A 16,475-nucleotide genomic window follows, 5' to 3' on the forward strand; every position below is an offset into this window, starting at 1 on the left:
CGCCTGCGAACCCCGCATAGCAGGACTCTGACGGGGGGCTTCCTTGATATTGGCTATTAAGGATGCGCCAGAAGCTCGGTCAGACCGGAAACCTCAGCAATTTCGCGCATATCCTCAGGCAACGCACGGATGCTGACCGGTTTTTTGACCGCCTCGGCATCCCGCATGAAGCACAGCAACAATGACAAACCGACGCTGCTGGACTTGGTCACTGCCGAGCAATCCAGCACCAGCGCAGGCGCGTTGCTGCTGTTGATCAGCGCCTGGCCCTGCTTACGCAGGTCAGGCCCGGAGCGGTAATCAAGCACGCCGCTCAGGAATAATTCGCCGGCGTCACCAAGCCGAACAGCCGACTCGGTCATTGCGCAGGCTTCCCGGCAGCTTGTTTGTCGGTTTCTTCCTTGGCCTTGGCGACTTCACCGGCCCAACCATTGATGGTTTTGTCCAGGTCGTTGCCATTGCGCTGCATGGCGTCAGCGAACTGATCGCGGAACAGCTTGCCAATGTTGATGCCGTTAATGATCACGTTGCGCAGCTTCCACTCGCCTTTGACCTTCTCCAGCGTGTACTGCACAGGGTAGACGGCGCCGTTGGTGCCCTTGACGGTCATGTTGACGCTGGTGCGATCACCTGACTCATCCCCGGCCGGAGCAACGGTGATCCCCTGGTTGTTGTATTCCAGCAGGGCATTACCGTAGAACTGGAACAGGCCCTTTTTGAAGTTTTCCTGGAAGGTCTGCATCTGCGCAGGCGTTGCCTTGCGCGAATACTTGACCGTCATGATGCTGCGGGAAATGCCTTCGGCATCAACCACTGGCCCAACAATGGTGTTGAGCGCATCGTAAAACTTGCTTGGGTCTTGCTTGTACTGCTCTTTGTTGGCGGTCAGGTCAGCCAACATTTTGTTGGTCGTGTCCTGCACCAGATCGTGCGCAGAACCCGCCGCGTTGGCCATCAGGGGCAGCGCTGCAAGCAGCACCAGCAGGCCACGTCGCAAGGTAGAGATCATGAACAGATTCCTCATTTGGCGTCTTTATTGACCGTATTGAGCAGGAATTTACCGATCAAGTCTTCAAGCACCAGCGACGACTGTGTGTCGTGGATTGTCGAACCATCCTTGAGCAGGGCTGTTTCCCCGCCCACGCTGACGCCGATGTACTTCTCGCCCAGCAGACCCGCAGTGAGAATAGATGCAGTGGAGTCAGTCGGCAGATTATCTACCTTCTTGTCTACCTGCATGGTCACTCGCCCGGTGAAGCTGTCGCGATCCAGATCGATTGCCGTGACCTTGCCGATGGTTACACCGGCCATGGTCACTTTAGCTCTGACAGTCAAACCGGCGATATTGTCGAAGTAAGCGTAAAGTTTATAAGTATCGGCGGTCGGGCTGGCCGAAAGGCCACTGACTCGCAGGGCCAGCAAGAGTAAAGCCAGGATGCCAGCCAGCAAGAAAAGGCCGACACCGATTTCCACAGTGCGGTTTTGCATCAGAAATCTCCAAACATCAAGGCGGTCAAAATGAAGTCAAGGCCCAGTACCGCCAGCGAGGCGTACACAACGGTCTTGGTGGTGGCGCGACTGATCCCTTCTGAAGTGGGCTCACAGTCATAGCCTTGGAATACGGCGATCCAGGTCACTACAAAGGCGAAAACGATGCTTTTGATGATGCCATTGAGCACGTCGCCGCTGAAGGTCACGCTGTTTTGCATGTTGCCCCAGTACGAGCCGTCATAGACGCCCAACCAGTCAACCGCCACCCACGAACCGCCCCAGATGCCCACCACGCTGAAAATCATCGCCAGCAGTGGCAGGGAAATGAAGCCGGCCCACAGGCGCGGGGCAACAATGTACTTGAGTGGGTCCACGCCGATCATTTCCAGGCTGGACAACTGCTCGGTGGACTTCATGTTGCCGATCTCGGCAGTCAGCGCAGAACCTGCGCGCCCGGCAAACAGCAAGGCGGTGACCACCGGGCCCAGCTCACGCAACAGCGTCAGGGCGACCATCTGCCCCACTGCCTGCTCCGAGCCGTAGCTGGAGAGGATATTGAACCCCTGCAACGCCAGCACCATGCCGATGAAAATCCCGGAAACCACGATGATGACCAGGGACATCACGCCTACTGAGTGCAGTTGCTTTAGCAGCAGGCCAAAGCCGCCACCGATGCCGCCGCGACCGAGCAACGCGTGAAACAGGAAAATCGTCGAACGCCCAAGCACTTCGACCATGTCGATGCCCGAGCGACCGAAAAGGCGAACCTTTTCGATGAGAGATGTCTTGCGCATCAGCGCTTCCCCAGAAGATCTGAGCGGTAGTCCGCTGCCGGAAAATGAAAAGGCACCGGGCCATCGGGATCGCCGGTCATGAATTGGCGAATGCGCGGGTTGTCAGCGTTCATCAGCTCTTCAGGCGTGCCCTGCCCCAGCACCTGGCCATCGCCTACCACATAGAGGTAGTCGGCGATGCTCGCGGTTTCAGCCAGGTCGTGGGACACCACGATACTGGTGATGCCGAGCGCATCGTTGAGCAGGCGGATAAGCCGCACCAGCACCCCCATGGCAATGGGGTCCTGACCGACGAAGGGCTCGTCATACATGAGGATCTGCGGATCGAGAGCAATGGCACGCGCCAACGCGACACGGCGCTTCATGCCGCCGGACAATTCGTCAGGCATCAGGTCGATGGCACCGCGAAGGCCCACGGCCTGCAGTTTCAGCAACACGATGTCACGAATCATTTCATCGGACAGCTGGGTATGCACCCGCAGCGGAAACGCCACGTTTTCGAAAACATCGAGGTCGGTGAACAAGGCACCGCTCTGGAACAGCACGCCCATATGCTTGCGGGCATCGAACAGATCGCTGCGCGACAGTGTCGGCAGGTTCTGGCCGTTGACCCACACTTCGCCGGCGCTAGGGCGCAATTGCATGCCCATCAGGCGCAACAGGGTGGTCTTGCCGCAACCGGAAGGCCCCATGATGCCCGTGACTTTACCGCGGGGAATGCGAATATCGACGTTATTGAAGATGCTGCGCGTCCCGCGCTTGAAGGTAAGGCCCTTCAGCTCGACCGCGTAGGCGTTATCGGCACTCATCTAATCTCCTTGGGATGCAGCCTTTCACTCAGACACCATGTTTGCGACATTCGTTTGCAATGGGTGCGCAATAGTTTGCAACAGGTGCGCATTCATTAGTCACATGGGTTGGGCGGACCGAACTGGCGGCGAACTATATCACTGGTGGTACAGAGCCCCCAAGGCCGGAACAGCGCTCGTTCAGATTCGGGACAGGCAAAAAACCTTGCTGGGCATGATTCTCGTGCACTAGCAGAATAAACCCTGACGAACTTGCGTGAGGGAATTGATCATTACCGCTATAATCGCCGACTTTTCGTCAGGCTATACGATTTCAGACATGAGCCAATCCAGCGACCTTATTCAATCCGCACAACGCACCATCCGCCTCGAGCTAGAAGCCGTAGAGGGCTTGCTGGCCCATATCGACGCGGATTTCGTACGTGCCTGCGAGATGATTCTGGCCAGCAAAGGCCGCGTTGTCGTGGTTGGCATGGGCAAGTCAGGCCACGTTGGCAACAAGATTGCCGCCACGCTGGCCAGCACCGGAACCACGGCTTTTTTCGTACACCCGGCCGAAGCCAGCCACGGCGACATGGGCATGATCACCAAGGATGACATCATCCTGGCCTTGTCGAACTCCGGCACCACCAACGAAATCGTGACCCTGCTGCCGCTGATCAAGCGCCTGGGCATCAAGATGGTCAGCATTACCGGCAACCCGGATTCGACGCTGGCCAAGGCCGCGGAAGTGAACTTGAATGTTCACGTAGCCCACGAAGCCTGCCCGCTGAATCTGGCGCCGACTTCCTCGACCACCGCCGCACTGGTCATGGGCGATGCCTTGGCCGTGGCGCTCTTGGAAGCTCGCGGTTTTACAGCTGAAGATTTTGCGTTTTCGCATCCAGGCGGCGCTCTCGGCCGTCGCCTGCTGCTGAAAGTGGAAAACGTCATGCATTCGGGGGATGAACTGCCCCACGTCCAGCGCGGCACCCTATTAAAGGACGCGCTGATGGAAATGACCCTCAAGCGCCTGGGCATGACTGTCATTCTGGAGTCCGACGGGCGTCTGGCCGGCGTTTTCACTGACGGTGACCTGCGCCGCACGCTGGACCGCAATCTCGACATTCAAACGGCTACGATCGATGAAGTCATGACCCCTCACGGCAAGACCGCACGCCCGGAAATGCTCGCGGCCGAAGCGTTGAAGATCATGGAAGACCACAAGATTCTTGCGCTGGTAGTTGTCGACGGCGACGATCACCCGGTTGGCGCACTGAACATGCACGACTTGCTGCGTGCGGGAGTGATGTAAATGACCAGCGACCTGCTGCAACGCGGTAAAAACATCAAACTGGCAATTTTCGACGTCGATGGTGTGCTGACCGACGGCCGCCTGTACTTCCTCGAAGATGGCAGTGAATTCAAGACGTTCAACACCCTCGATGGCCAAGGCATCAAAATGTTGATGGCCGCGGGCGTGCAAACTGCGATTATCAGCGGTCGAAAAACACCGGTTGTGGAACGCCGTGCACAAAACCTGGGTATTCCTCACCTGTATCAGGGCCGTGAGGATAAACTGGTGGTTCTGGACGAGCTTCTTGGCCAACTCAACCTAAGCTATGAGCAGGTCGCCTACTTGGGCGATGACCTGCCTGACCTCCCGGTTATCCGCCGCGTAGGCCTGGGTATGGCCGTCGCCAATGCGGCGACTTTTGTTCGCGAGCACGCCCATGGCATCACCACAGCCCGTGGCGGCGAAGGTGCCGCCCGCGAGTTCTGCGAATTGATCCTGCGTGCCCAGGGCAGCCTTGAAGCGGCACACGCCGCCTACTTATAGAGCGTTTTATGCTGAGCAAAAAGATTCGCAATTTCCTGCTGTTCGGGGTCATCGCCGCACTGTTTCTGGCGGTAGGCTACTGGAATATCAGCCCCGAACGCTTTCTCGACAAGCCTGTTGCGCAGGTTGACGGAGGCGCCATCGACTATTACGCAACCAACGCCTACAGCGTGCAGTTCCTGCCGGATGGCAAGGTTCAGTATGAAATGACCTCGGACAAAGTCGAGCATCTGAAGTCGTCGGAAGTCACGTTGCTGACCAACCCGGACATGAACCTGTACCGCGGCACTGAGTTCCCCTGGCATGTCACCAGCAAGCATGGCGAGGTCAACCCGGACGGCACTCAGGTAGAACTGATCGACTCGGTACGTGTTGCACGTACTGACGATAAGAACCGCGACACTATTATTACCAGCAGTCGCATGACCGTTTTCCCACAACAGCAATATGCGCAGACCGAGCAAGACGTTAGAATCGACGGCGCTGGCGGTGTATCGACTGGCAAGGGAATGAAAGCGTATTTGAAAGAAAGCAGGATACACCTGCTATCGAACGTAAGAGGACAGTATGAGGCTCGTTAAAACCCTCCCTATTTTGCTCGGTCTGGGCGCAGCACTGGGAAGCGTGAGCGCCTGGGCTCTGCCGAACGATAGCCAGCAACCGATCCACATTCAGGCTGACGATGCGCAGCTGGATGACAAGCAAGGCGTTGCAACCTATACCGGTGCCGTGATCATCACCCAAGGTTCGATGAAAATTACCGGCAACACGGTGACGCTCACGCGTACGCCTGCGGGTGACATCGACGTGGTGACTTCGGTGGGTAACCTGGCCTATTTCGAACAGAAGCAGGCTGCTGCAGACCCTGCTCCGATGAAGGGCTACGGCAAGACCATCCAGTATCACGCCCAGCAAAACCGTATCATCCTGATCGATCAGGCCAGGGTTGTGAGCAGCGATGGCAACACCACGGACGGTGAGAAAATCACCTATGACACCGTGAAGCAGATCGCTCAGGCGGGTCGCGCCACTGGCGCGAAGATCGGCACGCCGAAGCCGCGTATCGACATGGTTATCCAGCCCAAGCAGAAAGACGCTGCCGCTCAGCCTGCGCCTAAACCCGCTGCGAAGAAGGCGAACTAATGGCAACCCTCAAAGCCCAGCATCTGGCCAAGGCTTACAAAAGCCGTCAGGTCGTGCGCGACGTCAGCCTGTCGATCGACAGCGGCCAGATCGTCGGCCTGCTCGGCCCTAACGGTGCCGGCAAAACCACGTGTTTCTATATGATCGTCGGGCTGGTCCAGGCGGATCAGGGCCGTGTATTGATCGACGACCTCGACGTGAGCCACCAGCCGATGCACGGCCGCGCACGCGCAGGTATCGGCTATCTCCCACAGGAGGCGTCGATCTTTCGCAAACTGTCGGTGTCGGACAACATCATGGCGATCCTCGAGACCCGCAAGGAACTCGACCGTGACGGCCGCCGCAAGGAGCTGGAAAGCCTGCTTCAGGAATTCCACATCAACCACATTCGCGACAACCTCGGCATGAGCCTGTCCGGTGGTGAGCGCCGTCGCGTGGAAATCGCACGTGCACTGGCAACCGCACCGAAGTTCATCCTGCTGGACGAACCGTTTGCCGGCGTTGACCCGATCTCGGTCGGCGACATCAAACAGATCATCCACCACCTCAAAGCCAAGGGCATCGGCGTGTTGATCACTGACCACAACGTCCGTGAAACCCTCGATATCTGTGAAACGGCTTATATCGTCAACGATGGTCAGCTGATCGCCGAGGGCGATTCAGCCACAATCCTGGCTAACGAACTGGTCAAGGAAGTGTATCTGGGCCACGAGTTCCGCCTGTAAGCACCGTGGTGTCACGGCTGTTCGCCAAGGCGCGCGGGAGTCAATAAAAACCTCTTTTTTTTATTGTTACCGCGCTCTAGGCAAAGCCCCCGACATCAGGCATATAATTTGCTTATGTTTGGCGCTCACGCGCCCTGTCGTGGATGGCGCATTGCGCCGGCGAATAAGGTGTTAAGCCCCTGCCATGAAACCATCGCTAGTCCTGAGAATGGGCCAGCAGCTGACGATGACACCTCAGCTGCAACAGGCCATCCGCCTGCTCCAATTGTCGACCCTGGACCTGCAACAGGAAATCCAGGAGGCCCTGGAGTCCAATCCGATGCTCGAACGCCAGGAAGAAGGCGACGACTTCGATAATGCAGACCCGCTGGCCGACAACATCGAGCAAAAACCCAACTCCGACGTGCAGGAACCCTCCTACCAGGAAACCGCCCCAACGGTGGATAACCTTGAGGAAGGCGAATGGAACGAACGCATCCCCAACGACCTTCCCGTGGATACCGCGTGGGAAGACGTTTACCAGACCAGCGCCAGCAGCCTGCCCAGCAATGACGATGACGAATGGGATTTCACCACCCGCACGTCCGCTGGCGAAAGCCTGCAAAGCCATTTGTTGTGGCAACTTAACCTCGCGCCGATGTCCGACACCGATCGCCTGATCGCTGTCACTCTGATCGACTGCATCAATAACCAGGGCTACCTGGACGAAACCCTTGATGAAATCCTCGAGGCCTTCGACCCGGAGCTGGACATCGAGCTGGACGAAATCGAAGCCGTCCTTCACCGCATTCAACAGTTTGAGCCCGCCGGCATCGGTGCTCGCACCCTCAGCGAGTGCCTGCTGCTGCAATTGCGTCAACTGCCCGCCAAGACGCTTTGGCTCGCCGAGGCCCAGCGCCTGGTCACCGACTACATCGACCTGCTGGGCAGCCGCGACTACAGCCAACTGATGCGCCGCATGAAGCTCAAGGAAGACGACCTGCGCCAGGTCATCGAGCTGGTACAGAGCCTCAATCCGCGTCCCGGCTCGCAAATCGAGTCCAGCGAAGCCGAATACGTCGTTCCCGACGTGATCGTGCGCAAGGACAACGAGCGCTGGCTGGTGGAGCTTAACCAGGAATCGGTGCCACGTTTGCGCGTCAACCCGCAATACGCAGGCTTTGTGCGCCGCGCCGACACCAGTGCCGACAACACCTTCATGCGCAACCAGTTGCAGGAAGCGCGCTGGTTCATCAAGAGCCTGCAAAGCCGCAATGAAACCCTGATGAAAGTGGCCACCCAGATCGTCGAGCACCAGCGCGGCTTCCTGGAATATGGCGACGAGGCAATGAAACCGTTGGTGCTGCATGACATCGCCGAGGCGGTGGGCATGCACGAATCAACGATCTCCCGGGTGACCACGCAGAAGTTCATGCATACCCCACGGGGTATTTATGAGTTGAAATACTTTTTCTCCAGCCATGTCAGCACCTCCGAGGGCGGCGAATGCTCCTCCACGGCGATCCGCGCGATCATCAAAAAACTGGTTGCTGCGGAAAATCAGAAAAAGCCGTTGAGTGACAGCAAGATCGCTGGTTTACTGGAGGCACAAGGCATTCAGGTCGCCCGTCGAACCGTCGCCAAGTACCGCGAGTCCCTAGGGATCGCGCCTTCCAGCGAGCGTAAGCGTTTGATGTGACGGGCGGGCCATAGCGTTCCAGTGGCAGGCGTTTTGCCTGCCGCTTTATGCACTGGCAACGAAGGAGAAGCTGTATGCAAGTCAACATCAGTGGACACCAACTGGAAGTTACCAAGCCCCTGCGTGAGTACACCGAGAGCAAGCTGAACAAGCTTGCGGGGCATTTTGACAAGATCACCAACGTGCAGGTCATCATGGAGGTCGACAAGCTCAAGCAAAAAATCGAGGCCACCCTGCACGTACCGAATGCGAAGCTCGTCGCCAATGCGGAGCATGAAGACATGTACGCAGCGATTGACTCGCTCTACGACAAGCTGGACCGCCAACTCATAAAGCATAAGGAAAAGTATCTGCACCTGATGCAAGGTACAGGTCGTTAACTCTCCCCCATGATCCAACTTGAAACCATCCTGACCCCCGGCCGTTCACTCGTGAACGCGCCGGGCGGCAGCAAGAAGAAAGCCCTCGAACACATCGCCAACCTGATCAGCCGTGAAGTGCCTGAGCTGGATGAGCAAGTTGTGTTCAAGGCCCTGATTGACCGTGAAAAGCTGGGTTCGACCGGTTTTGGTAACGGCATCGCCATTCCTCACTGCCGCCTTGAAGGCTGTACTTCTCCCGTAAGTGCACTTTTACACCTGCAAGAAAAAATCGATTTTGATGCCATCGACGGCGCCCCGGTCGACCTGCTGTTCGTTCTGCTGGTCCCACAAGCTGCTACCGATGCACACCTGGAACTGCTCCGGCAGATCGCCAGCATGCTCGACCGCAAGGAAGTACGCGACAAACTGCGCAGTGCCAGCAGCAACGAGGCGCTCTATCAGGTTGTCCTGGATGAACAAAACAGGCAGTAATCATGCGTTTGATCATCGTCAGCGGCCGTTCCGGCTCGGGTAAAAGCACCGCACTCAATGTCCTTGAAGACAATGGCTTCTATTGCATCGACAACCTGCCCGCCGGCCTGCTGCCGGAACTGGCCGAGCGTGCGCTGATTCACACTGAGTTGGCGCAGCCGCTGGTTGCCGTTTCAATTGATGCACGTAATCTCCCCAGCCACCTCTCGCGATTTCCTGAATTGCTCGAAGAAGTGCGGGCCAAGCACATCCATTGCGACGTGCTGTACCTGGATGCCGACGAAGAGACGCTGCTCAAGCGCTTCTCTGAAACCCGTCGACGTCACCCTCTGAGCAGCCCTCACCGCTCGCTGGCCGAGGCCATTGAGGACGAGACCACGCTGCTGGGGCCGATCATCGACCTCGCCGATCTCAAGATCAACACCACCGGCCTGAACTTGTATCAGCTGCGCGACGCCATCAAACTACGCCTGCTGAATCAACCAGAGCCTGGCACGGCATTTCTCGTCGAGTCGTTTGGCTTTAAACGAGGCATGCCGGTCGATGCCGACCTGGTGTTCGATGTTCGCTGCCTGCCCAACCCTTACTGGAAGCCGGAGCTGCGTGATCAGTCGGGGCTGGATCAGCCGGTGGCCGAGTACCTGGCTGCGCAACCGGATGTCGAAGAGATGTTCCAGGACATTTCCAGCTACCTGCTCAAATGGTTACCACGTTTTGCCGCGAGTAATCGTGCCTATGTCACCATCGCCATCGGCTGCACCGGCGGCCATCACCGTTCTGTCTACCTGACTGAACGCCTTGGCCAGGTGCTGCAACAAACCCTCAAGAACGTCCAGGTTCGCCACCGCGACCTTAGCTGAAAGGAACACCTGTTCGATGCCCGCTCTGGAAATTGAAATCATCAACAAGCTGGGCCTGCACGCTCGCGCTTCCGCCAAATTCGTCGGTGTGGCCGGGCAGTTCCCTTGCCAGATCCGGGCCGGGCGCACTCCTGAATCCATGGTCGACGGCAAGAGCATCATGGCCATGATGATGCTGGCTGCCGGCAAGGGCACCAAGATTCACTTGAAGACTGAAGGCGAGCAAGAACAGGAAGCGATGGATGCGCTGGTAAAGCTGATCAATAACTTCTTTGACGAAGGCGAATAACCACGTCCAGGCATCGGCTCGCTGGCGGGACGCCCTCAAGCCTTGCCGTCACCGGGCGGACGCCACCGTTGCCAAGCCTGGCTTGTAATAATGGGCCGAGGTTTATCCCAGAGCAGTATCCATCACCATCATCAAGCAGAACCCGATGCACAGTCCCAGGCTGGCAAGCTTTTCGTGACCATTGCGGCGCGATTCGGGAATCACTTCGTGCGTCACCACCAGCAACATCGCCCCAGCTGCGAGTGCGAGCCCCAGCGGCAACAAAATTTCCGCAAGGCTCACCAGCCAGGCACATAGCACCGCAAATATGGGTTCGACCAACCCTGACGCAGCGCCGATCAAGAACGCTTTGATCCGCGACATCCCTGCCCCGGCCAAGACCAGCGCAATCACTAAACCTTCCGGAACATCCTGCAGGGCGATGCCCATGGCCAGGCTGTCGGCATCCGGCATGCCGCCACCCGCCGAGACACCTACGGCCATGCCCTCCGGAATGTTGTGGGCAATGATGGCAAACACGAACAACCAAATGCGCGGTGGTATCACCGGCTTGTCCGGCGTGCCCACCAACATTTCCGGGCTGGCGCCGGAGACCTTGCGGTCAACCAGGTACAACCCGAACGCACCGAGCATGATGCCGAAGCTGATCAAACCACTGGCTCCCCAAGGCGATAGCCCAAGGCCTTCAGCGGCCGCAATACCTGGCACGATCAGCGAAAAGGCCGTCGCCGCCAACATCACACCGGCGCCAAATCCCAGCAGGGTATCGCTGAGCGCTACCGGCATCCGGCGAATCACCAGCACCGGGACTGCGCCCAGTGCCGTCCCAAGCGCGCAGATCGCCCCGCCCTGCAAGGCGCGCAGGATGCGCGGTTCAAGATCCAGCCAGGCCAGCCCGTGGGCCACCAGCAATGCAGTACCTGCCAATAGCAGCAGCGAACCAAACGCATAACGAAACATTCGTCCGCTGCTAATCGCCAGTGTTTCAGTGCCCATAGTTGGCCTTAGATCTTGTTATTGGATGAATATCAGGCCAAGGCGGCCTGGTAGCGTGCGGCGACTTCCGGCCAGTTGATGACGCTGTAGAAGGCGTTGATGTATTCCGGGCGGCGGTTCTGGTAGAGCAGGTAGTAAGCGTGCTCCCAGACGTCCAGACCGAGGATCGGCGTGTTGCCGTTCATCAGTGGGCTGTCCTGGTTGCCGCTGCTTTCGACCACCAGAGTTTTTTGCGGCGTGACGCTCAACCAGGCCCAGCCGCTGCCGAATCGGGTCAAGGCCGCCTTGGTGAAGGCATCCTTGAAACTGTCGAAACCGCCCAGTTGCGTCTCGATCGCTGTGCCTAGCGCGCCCTCGGGTTTGCCACCGCCTTTGGGAGACATCACCGCCCAGAACAACGAATGGTTAGCGTGACCGCCACCTTGGTTAATCACCGCTGCGCGTAGTTTTTCCGGAAGTTGCTGGACGCTGGAGACCAGCTTTTCAACCGGCCAGCCCGCAAACTCGGTGCCCTCGACCGCCGCATTCAGATTGTTGATGTAGGTCTGGTGATGCTTGGTGTAGTGGATTTCCATGGTCTGCGCATCGATATGCGGCTCCAGGGCATCATAGGCGTAGGGCAAGGCAGGCAAGGTGTAGGACATATCAATGTGCTCCGTAATAGGGACTGTTGCGGGTCGACGCTTGCGATTGCGCCGCAGTGCCACCCAGCAAGCGATGGGTCCGCGGGTACTCGCCGTGATCACTGATGAAGTTCAACAGTTCGACGTAGGTCTTGCTGCTCTGGCGCAGCGCCGCCTCGCGCAATTGCGGGCTCAGGCGCGGGTCCTGCATGGTCTGCAACAGGCGTTGGTGGATAGCGCACAGGTATTCTGCGCTTTCCTCGGGCTGGTTCAGGCGCAGGTGCAAGTCCGCCAGGTTGTGATGGGAGATGACGCAAGCCGCCACTGCTTCGTCGGCATCCGCCCAGCGCTCGAATAACACTTGAGCCAGGGCCAGGGCTTGCAAATAGGCCTCGCGAGCGTCAACCAATTCGCCCTGCATAAAGCAGCGATTGGCTCGTTCGATCGTGCGTTTCCAGTGCTCCATGGTGAGCCTCCAAAGCAGAGTCAGTGATTACACGCCGCCGGCCGTGAGCTTTTCCGGATCCAGCAGGATCTCGAGTTGGCTACGTGACAAGTCGGTGTGCTCGAGGGCGACGTCAATTACCGGACGGCCTTGCTGGTAGGCCTTCTTGGCAATTTCAGCGGCCTTTTGATAACCAATGATCGGGTTGAGGGCCGTGACCAAAATCGGGTTGCGCGACAGCGCTTCCTTGAGCTTGGCCTCGTTGACTTTGAAGCTGGCGATGGCCTTGTCCGCCAGCAATCGGCTGGAATTAGCCAGCAGTTCGAGGCTGCTGAGCAGGTTTTGGGCAATGATCGGCAGCATCACGTTGAGTTCAAAGTTGCCGGACTGACCCGCAACAGTGATCACGGTGTCATTGCCAATGACTTGCGCAGCAACCATCGCAGTCGCTTCGGGGATCACCGGATTGACCTTGCCAGGCATGATCGAAGAGCCCGGCTGCAAGCCCTCCAGTTCGATTTCGCCCAGGCCCGCGAGCGGTCCGGAGTTCATCCAGCGCAAATCGTTGGCAATTTTCATCAGCGAGACGGCGGTGGCTTTCAGCTGGCCGGAGACGGCCACAGCGGTGTCCTGGGAGCCAATCAACGCGAACAGGTTCTTGCCCGGTGTGAATTTCACGCCGGTCAGGGTGCTCAGTTGCTGGCTGAAACGCGCGGCGAATTCCGGGTGTGCGTTGATCCCGGTGCCGACCGCCGTGCCGCCCTGGGCCAGGGCTTGCAAGCTCGGCAGCAAGTCCTGCAAGTGACCGATATTGGCTTTGAGTTGTTGCGCCCAGCCGTTGAGCACTTGGCTCATACGCACCGGCATGGCGTCCATCAAGTGGGTGCGGCCGGTTTTGATAAACGGATGGACCTCCTCGGCCTTGTGTTCGATCACCTGCACCAGGTGCAGCAAGGCCGGCAGCGTTTGCTCGTGCAACACCAATGCGGCGCTGACGTGAATGGTGGTCGGGATAATGTCGTTGCTGCTTTGGCCGCAGTTCACGTGGTCGTTGGGGTTGACCGCTTCGCCCAGCAAACGGCTGGCGAGGGTCGCAATCACTTCGTTGGCGTTCATGTTGGAGCTGGTGCCGGAACCGGTCTGGAAGATATCCACCGGAAAGTGCGGCATGTAATCACCTTCCAGCAAACCCTGGGCGGCGTCGACAATGGCTTTGCCTTGCGCTTCGCTGATCTGTTTGAGGTCGACGTTGACCTTGGCGGCGGCGGCCTTGGCCAAAATCAGGGCGCGAATGAATTGCGCCGGCATACGCTGGTTGCTGATTGGGAAGTTGTTCACCGCGCGTTGGGTTTGCGCGCCATACAGGGCCCCGGCAGGCACTTGCAGTTCGCCCATGCTGTCGCGTTCGATACGGGTGTTACTCATCGGAAGATCCTTGCACCAGGTCAGAAACGGAAATGGAGGGCAGCAATTCGCAGGTCGCCAATTGCCAGGCAAAGGTCTGCCAGCGCTTGAGGCGGCAGGCACAGTGAGAGAGTTTTTCCAGGTCACGCAGCGGGCGCCACGCCTGGTCCAGGCATATGGATCGCCAATGCCAGGGCAAGACGACATCGCTGGCGGTGTCGATCAACAGACGGAATGATGTTTCAGCGATCGTCCACGGATGGGTCGCGGTGCAGCACGCCAGGTATCGACCCTCATTGAGGTAATGTTCGATCAGGCGAGGTTCATTGGGATCGAGGCCGCAGCGAATCTGACGACTCATCCAGCGCCAGCTTTCCAGGTACGGATCCTCATGCAGGACAGAACTCATGATCCACACTCATTCGGTAATGATATTTATTATTAAATGATATTGAGAATCAAAACAAGAGTGACACATGAATCCACCCATGGCGCGAGCACAAAAAAAGGCGCGCCATCTGTAGGATGGCGCGCCTTTTTTTTGAGACGTTGAGTGTTTAGCTGCCGGCGACGGTCATCCGCTCGATCAACACCGACCCCGTGCGAATATTGCTGCGCAGCTCCAGATCGTTACCGACGGCAACGATCTGCTTGAACATGTCGCGCATGTTGCCGGCGATAGTCACTTCCTGGACGGCGAACTGAATCTCGCCGTTTTCCACCCAGAAACCGGCGGCGCCGCGAGAATAGTCACCCGTGACCATATTCAGGCCACTGCCCATCAATTCGGTCACCAGCAGGCCGCGGCCCATGCGACGCAGCAGCGCAGCCTGGTCTTCGTCGCCATGGGTCACGAACAGGTTGTGCACGCCACCGGAGTTGGCCGTGCTCGGCAGCCCCAGCTTGCGACCGGCGTAAGTGCCCAACACGTACGAGACCAGCTCGCCCTTCTCGACGAACGGCTTGGCATAGGTCGCCAGGCCATCACCGTCGAAGGCGGAACTGCCCATGGCACGCATCAGATGAGGACGCTCATCGATGGTCAGCCACTCAGGGAACAACTTCTGGCCGATTGCGCCCTCAAGGAACGAGGACTTGCGGTACAGATTCCCACCGGAAATCGCCCCCAGGAAGCTGCCAAACAGGCCGCCGGCAAGTTCGGCCGAGAACAGCACCGGCACTTCACACGTCGGCACCGGACGCGCGCCCAAACGGCTCGCCGCGCGCTGCGCAGCGCGCTGACCAATACTGACCGGGTTCGCCAGCAATTCACCCTGGCGGCTTACGTCATACCAATAATCACGCTGCATCTGGCCATCGGCTTCGGCGATCATCACGCAGCTCAAGCTATGGCGAGTAGAAGCGTAACCGCCGATAAAACCGTGGCTGTTGCCGTAAACACGGCAACCCTGATGGGTGCTCAAGGTGGTGCCATCAGCATTCTTGATGCGGGGATCGGCATCAAACGCCGCAGCTTCGCAGATCAGCGCCTGCTCGATAGCCTGCTCAGGCGTGATGTCCCAGGCGTGAAAGAGGTCGAAATCCTTCAAGTCCTTGGCCATAAGCGCTTTGTCGGCCAAGCCCGAGCTTTCATCTTCGGACGTGTGCTTGGCAATGGCCAATGCAGCAGCGACAGTTTCGCGAATCGCTTCCGGACCGCTGGCCGACGTACTCGCCGAGCCTTTGCGCTGCCCCGAATACAAGGTGATGCCAAAACCCTGATCGCGATTGAATTCGACAGTTTCCACTTCCCGCTGGCGCACCGACGTCGACAGCCCCTGCTCCAGCGATACGGCCACTTCACAGGCACTGGCACCCTGACGCTTGGCCTCGGCAAGGATCTGCTCGACTTGTTCCTGCAGTGCCGGTAACGCTTGCGGACCGACGCTTTGGGCTGCACTCATGGTTTTCTCCACTCAAATTCTGCTTTCGGTTAAGGCCATCGAGCGACCGGGCCGGACAAGCGGCCCCCGACTGGTTATCATGGCGGCGTTTCTTTGCGGACTGCCACCATGGTTGATTCTTACGACGACTCCCTCGATGGGGAGAAAAGCAAAACCCAGGTCAAACGCGAGCTGCATGCTCTGGTTGACCTTGGCGAGCGCCTTACAACGCTCAAGCCGGATTTGGTTGCAAAACTGCCACTGACCGACGAAATGCGCCGGGCCCTGGCGGATGCGCCCAAGCACACCGCGAATATCGCGCGTAAACGGCACATCATGTTTATCGGCAAATTGATGCGCGATCAGGACACTGACGCCATTCTGACGTTGCTCGATCAACTCGATGCCTCCACTCGCCAGTACAACGAACGTTTCCATAACCTGGAACGTTGGCGTGACCGCCTGATTTCGGGCGATGACGCTGTACTGGAGAAATTCGTGGTGGACTACCCGGACGCGGACCGCCAGCAACTGCGCTCCCTGATCCGTCAGGCCCAGCACGAACTGGCGCAAAACAAGGCTCCGGCCACCAGCCGTAAAATTTTCAAGTACATCCGTGAGCTGGACGAGACTCAACGCGGCCTGCGCTGATCCTCTTCCCC

22 protein-coding genes are annotated in these 16,475 nt (G+C 58.3%); 11 read left to right on the plus strand and 11 right to left on the minus strand.

The window, feature by feature from the left end:
* Positions 1-56: 56 nt before the first annotated feature.
* From FPT15_RS23770 to FPT15_RS23790, 5 genes are read right to left on the minus strand one after another with little or no spacing between them, the layout of a single operon-like run.
* The gene (locus FPT15_RS23770; RefSeq protein ID WP_106578686.1) at positions 57-362 is read right to left on the minus strand and encodes a lipid asymmetry maintenance protein MlaB; all 306 of its coding nucleotides are present in this window, start codon (positions 360-362) and stop codon (positions 57-59) included.
* Positions 359-1,009, minus strand: a complete 651-nt coding sequence (locus FPT15_RS23775; protein WP_119736621.1) for a phospholipid-binding protein MlaC — start codon at positions 1,007-1,009, stop codon at positions 359-361. Before FPT15_RS23775 ends, FPT15_RS23770 begins: the two co-directional genes overlap by 4 nt.
* 11 nt (positions 1,010-1,020) lie before the next feature.
* Positions 1,021-1,488, minus strand: coding sequence for an outer membrane lipid asymmetry maintenance protein MlaD (mlaD, locus tag FPT15_RS23780; protein ID WP_005784855.1), 468 nt, complete (start codon positions 1,486-1,488; stop codon positions 1,021-1,023).
* Complete coding sequence (gene mlaE / locus FPT15_RS23785) at positions 1,488-2,285, minus strand: lipid asymmetry maintenance ABC transporter permease subunit MlaE (RefSeq protein ID WP_106578684.1); 798 nt, start codon at positions 2,283-2,285, stop codon at positions 1,488-1,490. Before mlaE ends, mlaD begins: the two co-directional genes overlap by 1 nt.
* A complete protein-coding gene (locus tag FPT15_RS23790; protein ID WP_003171811.1) occupies positions 2,285-3,094 on the minus strand; it encodes an ATP-binding cassette domain-containing protein in 810 nt (269 codons plus the stop codon). Before FPT15_RS23790 ends, mlaE begins: the two co-directional genes overlap by 1 nt.
* 319 nt (positions 3,095-3,413) lie before the next feature.
* On the opposite strand from FPT15_RS23790, the gene FPT15_RS23795 reads away from it, so the two are divergent.
* The 10 genes from FPT15_RS23795 to FPT15_RS23840 all read left to right on the plus strand — a co-directional run bounded on the left by FPT15_RS23795 (position 3,414) and on the right by FPT15_RS23840 (position 10,462).
* Positions 3,414-4,388: a KpsF/GutQ family sugar-phosphate isomerase gene (locus FPT15_RS23795; RefSeq protein WP_106578683.1), complete on the plus strand. Its 975-nt coding sequence runs from the start codon at positions 3,414-3,416 to the stop codon at positions 4,386-4,388.
* Positions 4,389-4,913: an HAD family hydrolase gene (locus FPT15_RS23800; RefSeq protein WP_145165171.1), complete on the plus strand. Its 525-nt coding sequence runs from the start codon at positions 4,389-4,391 to the stop codon at positions 4,911-4,913.
* A gap of 8 nt (positions 4,914-4,921) precedes the next feature.
* Positions 4,922-5,494 carry an LPS export ABC transporter periplasmic protein LptC gene (lptC, locus tag FPT15_RS23805; RefSeq protein WP_145165173.1) on the plus strand — a complete coding sequence of 191 codons (573 nt, stop codon included), beginning with the start codon at positions 4,922-4,924 and terminating at the stop codon, positions 5,492-5,494.
* Entirely contained in the window at positions 5,481-6,056 is a 576-nt protein-coding gene (gene lptA / locus FPT15_RS23810; RefSeq protein WP_145165175.1) for a lipopolysaccharide transport periplasmic protein LptA, read from the plus strand. The genes lptC and lptA overlap by 14 nt, the downstream gene beginning before the upstream one ends.
* A complete protein-coding gene (lptB, locus tag FPT15_RS23815) occupies positions 6,056-6,781 on the plus strand; it encodes an LPS export ABC transporter ATP-binding protein (protein ID WP_016974288.1) in 726 nt (241 codons plus the stop codon). Before lptA ends, lptB begins: the two co-directional genes overlap by 1 nt.
* A gap of 184 nt (positions 6,782-6,965) precedes the next feature.
* Positions 6,966-8,459: an RNA polymerase factor sigma-54 gene (locus tag FPT15_RS23820; protein WP_145165177.1), complete on the plus strand. Its 1,494-nt coding sequence runs from the start codon at positions 6,966-6,968 to the stop codon at positions 8,457-8,459.
* A 74-nt stretch (positions 8,460-8,533) separates the two neighbouring features.
* On the plus strand, positions 8,534-8,839 hold the full coding sequence (gene hpf, locus FPT15_RS23825; RefSeq protein ID WP_106578678.1) for a ribosome hibernation-promoting factor, HPF/YfiA family: 306 nt from the start codon (positions 8,534-8,536) through the stop codon (positions 8,837-8,839).
* A gap of 9 nt (positions 8,840-8,848) precedes the next feature.
* Positions 8,849-9,313 carry a PTS IIA-like nitrogen regulatory protein PtsN gene (ptsN, locus tag FPT15_RS23830; RefSeq protein ID WP_058419319.1) on the plus strand — a complete coding sequence of 155 codons (465 nt, stop codon included), beginning with the start codon at positions 8,849-8,851 and terminating at the stop codon, positions 9,311-9,313.
* A 2-nt stretch (positions 9,314-9,315) separates the two neighbouring features.
* A complete protein-coding gene (gene rapZ / locus FPT15_RS23835; RefSeq protein ID WP_145165179.1) occupies positions 9,316-10,173 on the plus strand; it encodes an RNase adapter RapZ in 858 nt (285 codons plus the stop codon).
* A 16-nt stretch (positions 10,174-10,189) separates the two neighbouring features.
* Positions 10,190-10,462 (plus strand): HPr family phosphocarrier protein, encoded by a 273-nt coding sequence (locus tag FPT15_RS23840; protein ID WP_049709983.1) that lies wholly within the window; start codon positions 10,190-10,192, stop codon positions 10,460-10,462.
* A 102-nt stretch (positions 10,463-10,564) separates the two neighbouring features.
* On the opposite strand, the gene FPT15_RS23845 is transcribed toward FPT15_RS23840, so the two are convergent.
* The 6 genes from FPT15_RS23845 to pmbA all read right to left on the minus strand — a co-directional run bounded on the left by FPT15_RS23845 (position 10,565) and on the right by pmbA (position 15,834).
* Positions 10,565-11,458 (minus strand): ZIP family metal transporter, encoded by an 894-nt coding sequence (locus tag FPT15_RS23845; RefSeq protein WP_145165181.1) that lies wholly within the window; start codon positions 11,456-11,458, stop codon positions 10,565-10,567.
* A 32-nt stretch (positions 11,459-11,490) separates the two neighbouring features.
* A complete protein-coding gene (locus FPT15_RS23850) occupies positions 11,491-12,102 on the minus strand; it encodes a superoxide dismutase (protein WP_145165183.1) in 612 nt (203 codons plus the stop codon).
* Position 12,103: 1 nt separating this feature from the next.
* Positions 12,104-12,547 carry a hypothetical protein gene (locus FPT15_RS23855; protein WP_145165185.1) on the minus strand — a complete coding sequence of 148 codons (444 nt, stop codon included), beginning with the start codon at positions 12,545-12,547 and terminating at the stop codon, positions 12,104-12,106.
* Between the two features lie 27 nt (positions 12,548-12,574).
* Positions 12,575-13,951, minus strand: a complete 1,377-nt coding sequence (locus tag FPT15_RS23860) for a lyase family protein (protein WP_145165187.1) — start codon at positions 13,949-13,951, stop codon at positions 12,575-12,577.
* Positions 13,944-14,339, minus strand: a complete 396-nt coding sequence (locus tag FPT15_RS23865) for a FagA protein (RefSeq protein WP_145165189.1) — start codon at positions 14,337-14,339, stop codon at positions 13,944-13,946. The genes FPT15_RS23860 and FPT15_RS23865 overlap by 8 nt, the downstream gene beginning before the upstream one ends.
* 148 nt (positions 14,340-14,487) lie before the next feature.
* Positions 14,488-15,834 (minus strand): metalloprotease PmbA, encoded by a 1,347-nt coding sequence (gene pmbA, locus FPT15_RS23870; protein WP_124416442.1) that lies wholly within the window; start codon positions 15,832-15,834, stop codon positions 14,488-14,490.
* Between the two features lie 108 nt (positions 15,835-15,942).
* On the opposite strand from pmbA, the gene yjgA reads away from it, so the two are divergent.
* A complete protein-coding gene (yjgA, locus tag FPT15_RS23875; protein ID WP_083360139.1) occupies positions 15,943-16,464 on the plus strand; it encodes a ribosome biogenesis factor YjgA in 522 nt (173 codons plus the stop codon).
* Positions 16,465-16,475 lie beyond the last annotated feature (11 nt).

Source organism: Pseudomonas sp. RGB (assembly GCF_007713445.1).
In the GTDB taxonomy this organism is placed as follows: Bacteria; Pseudomonadota; Gammaproteobacteria; order Pseudomonadales; family Pseudomonadaceae; genus Aquipseudomonas.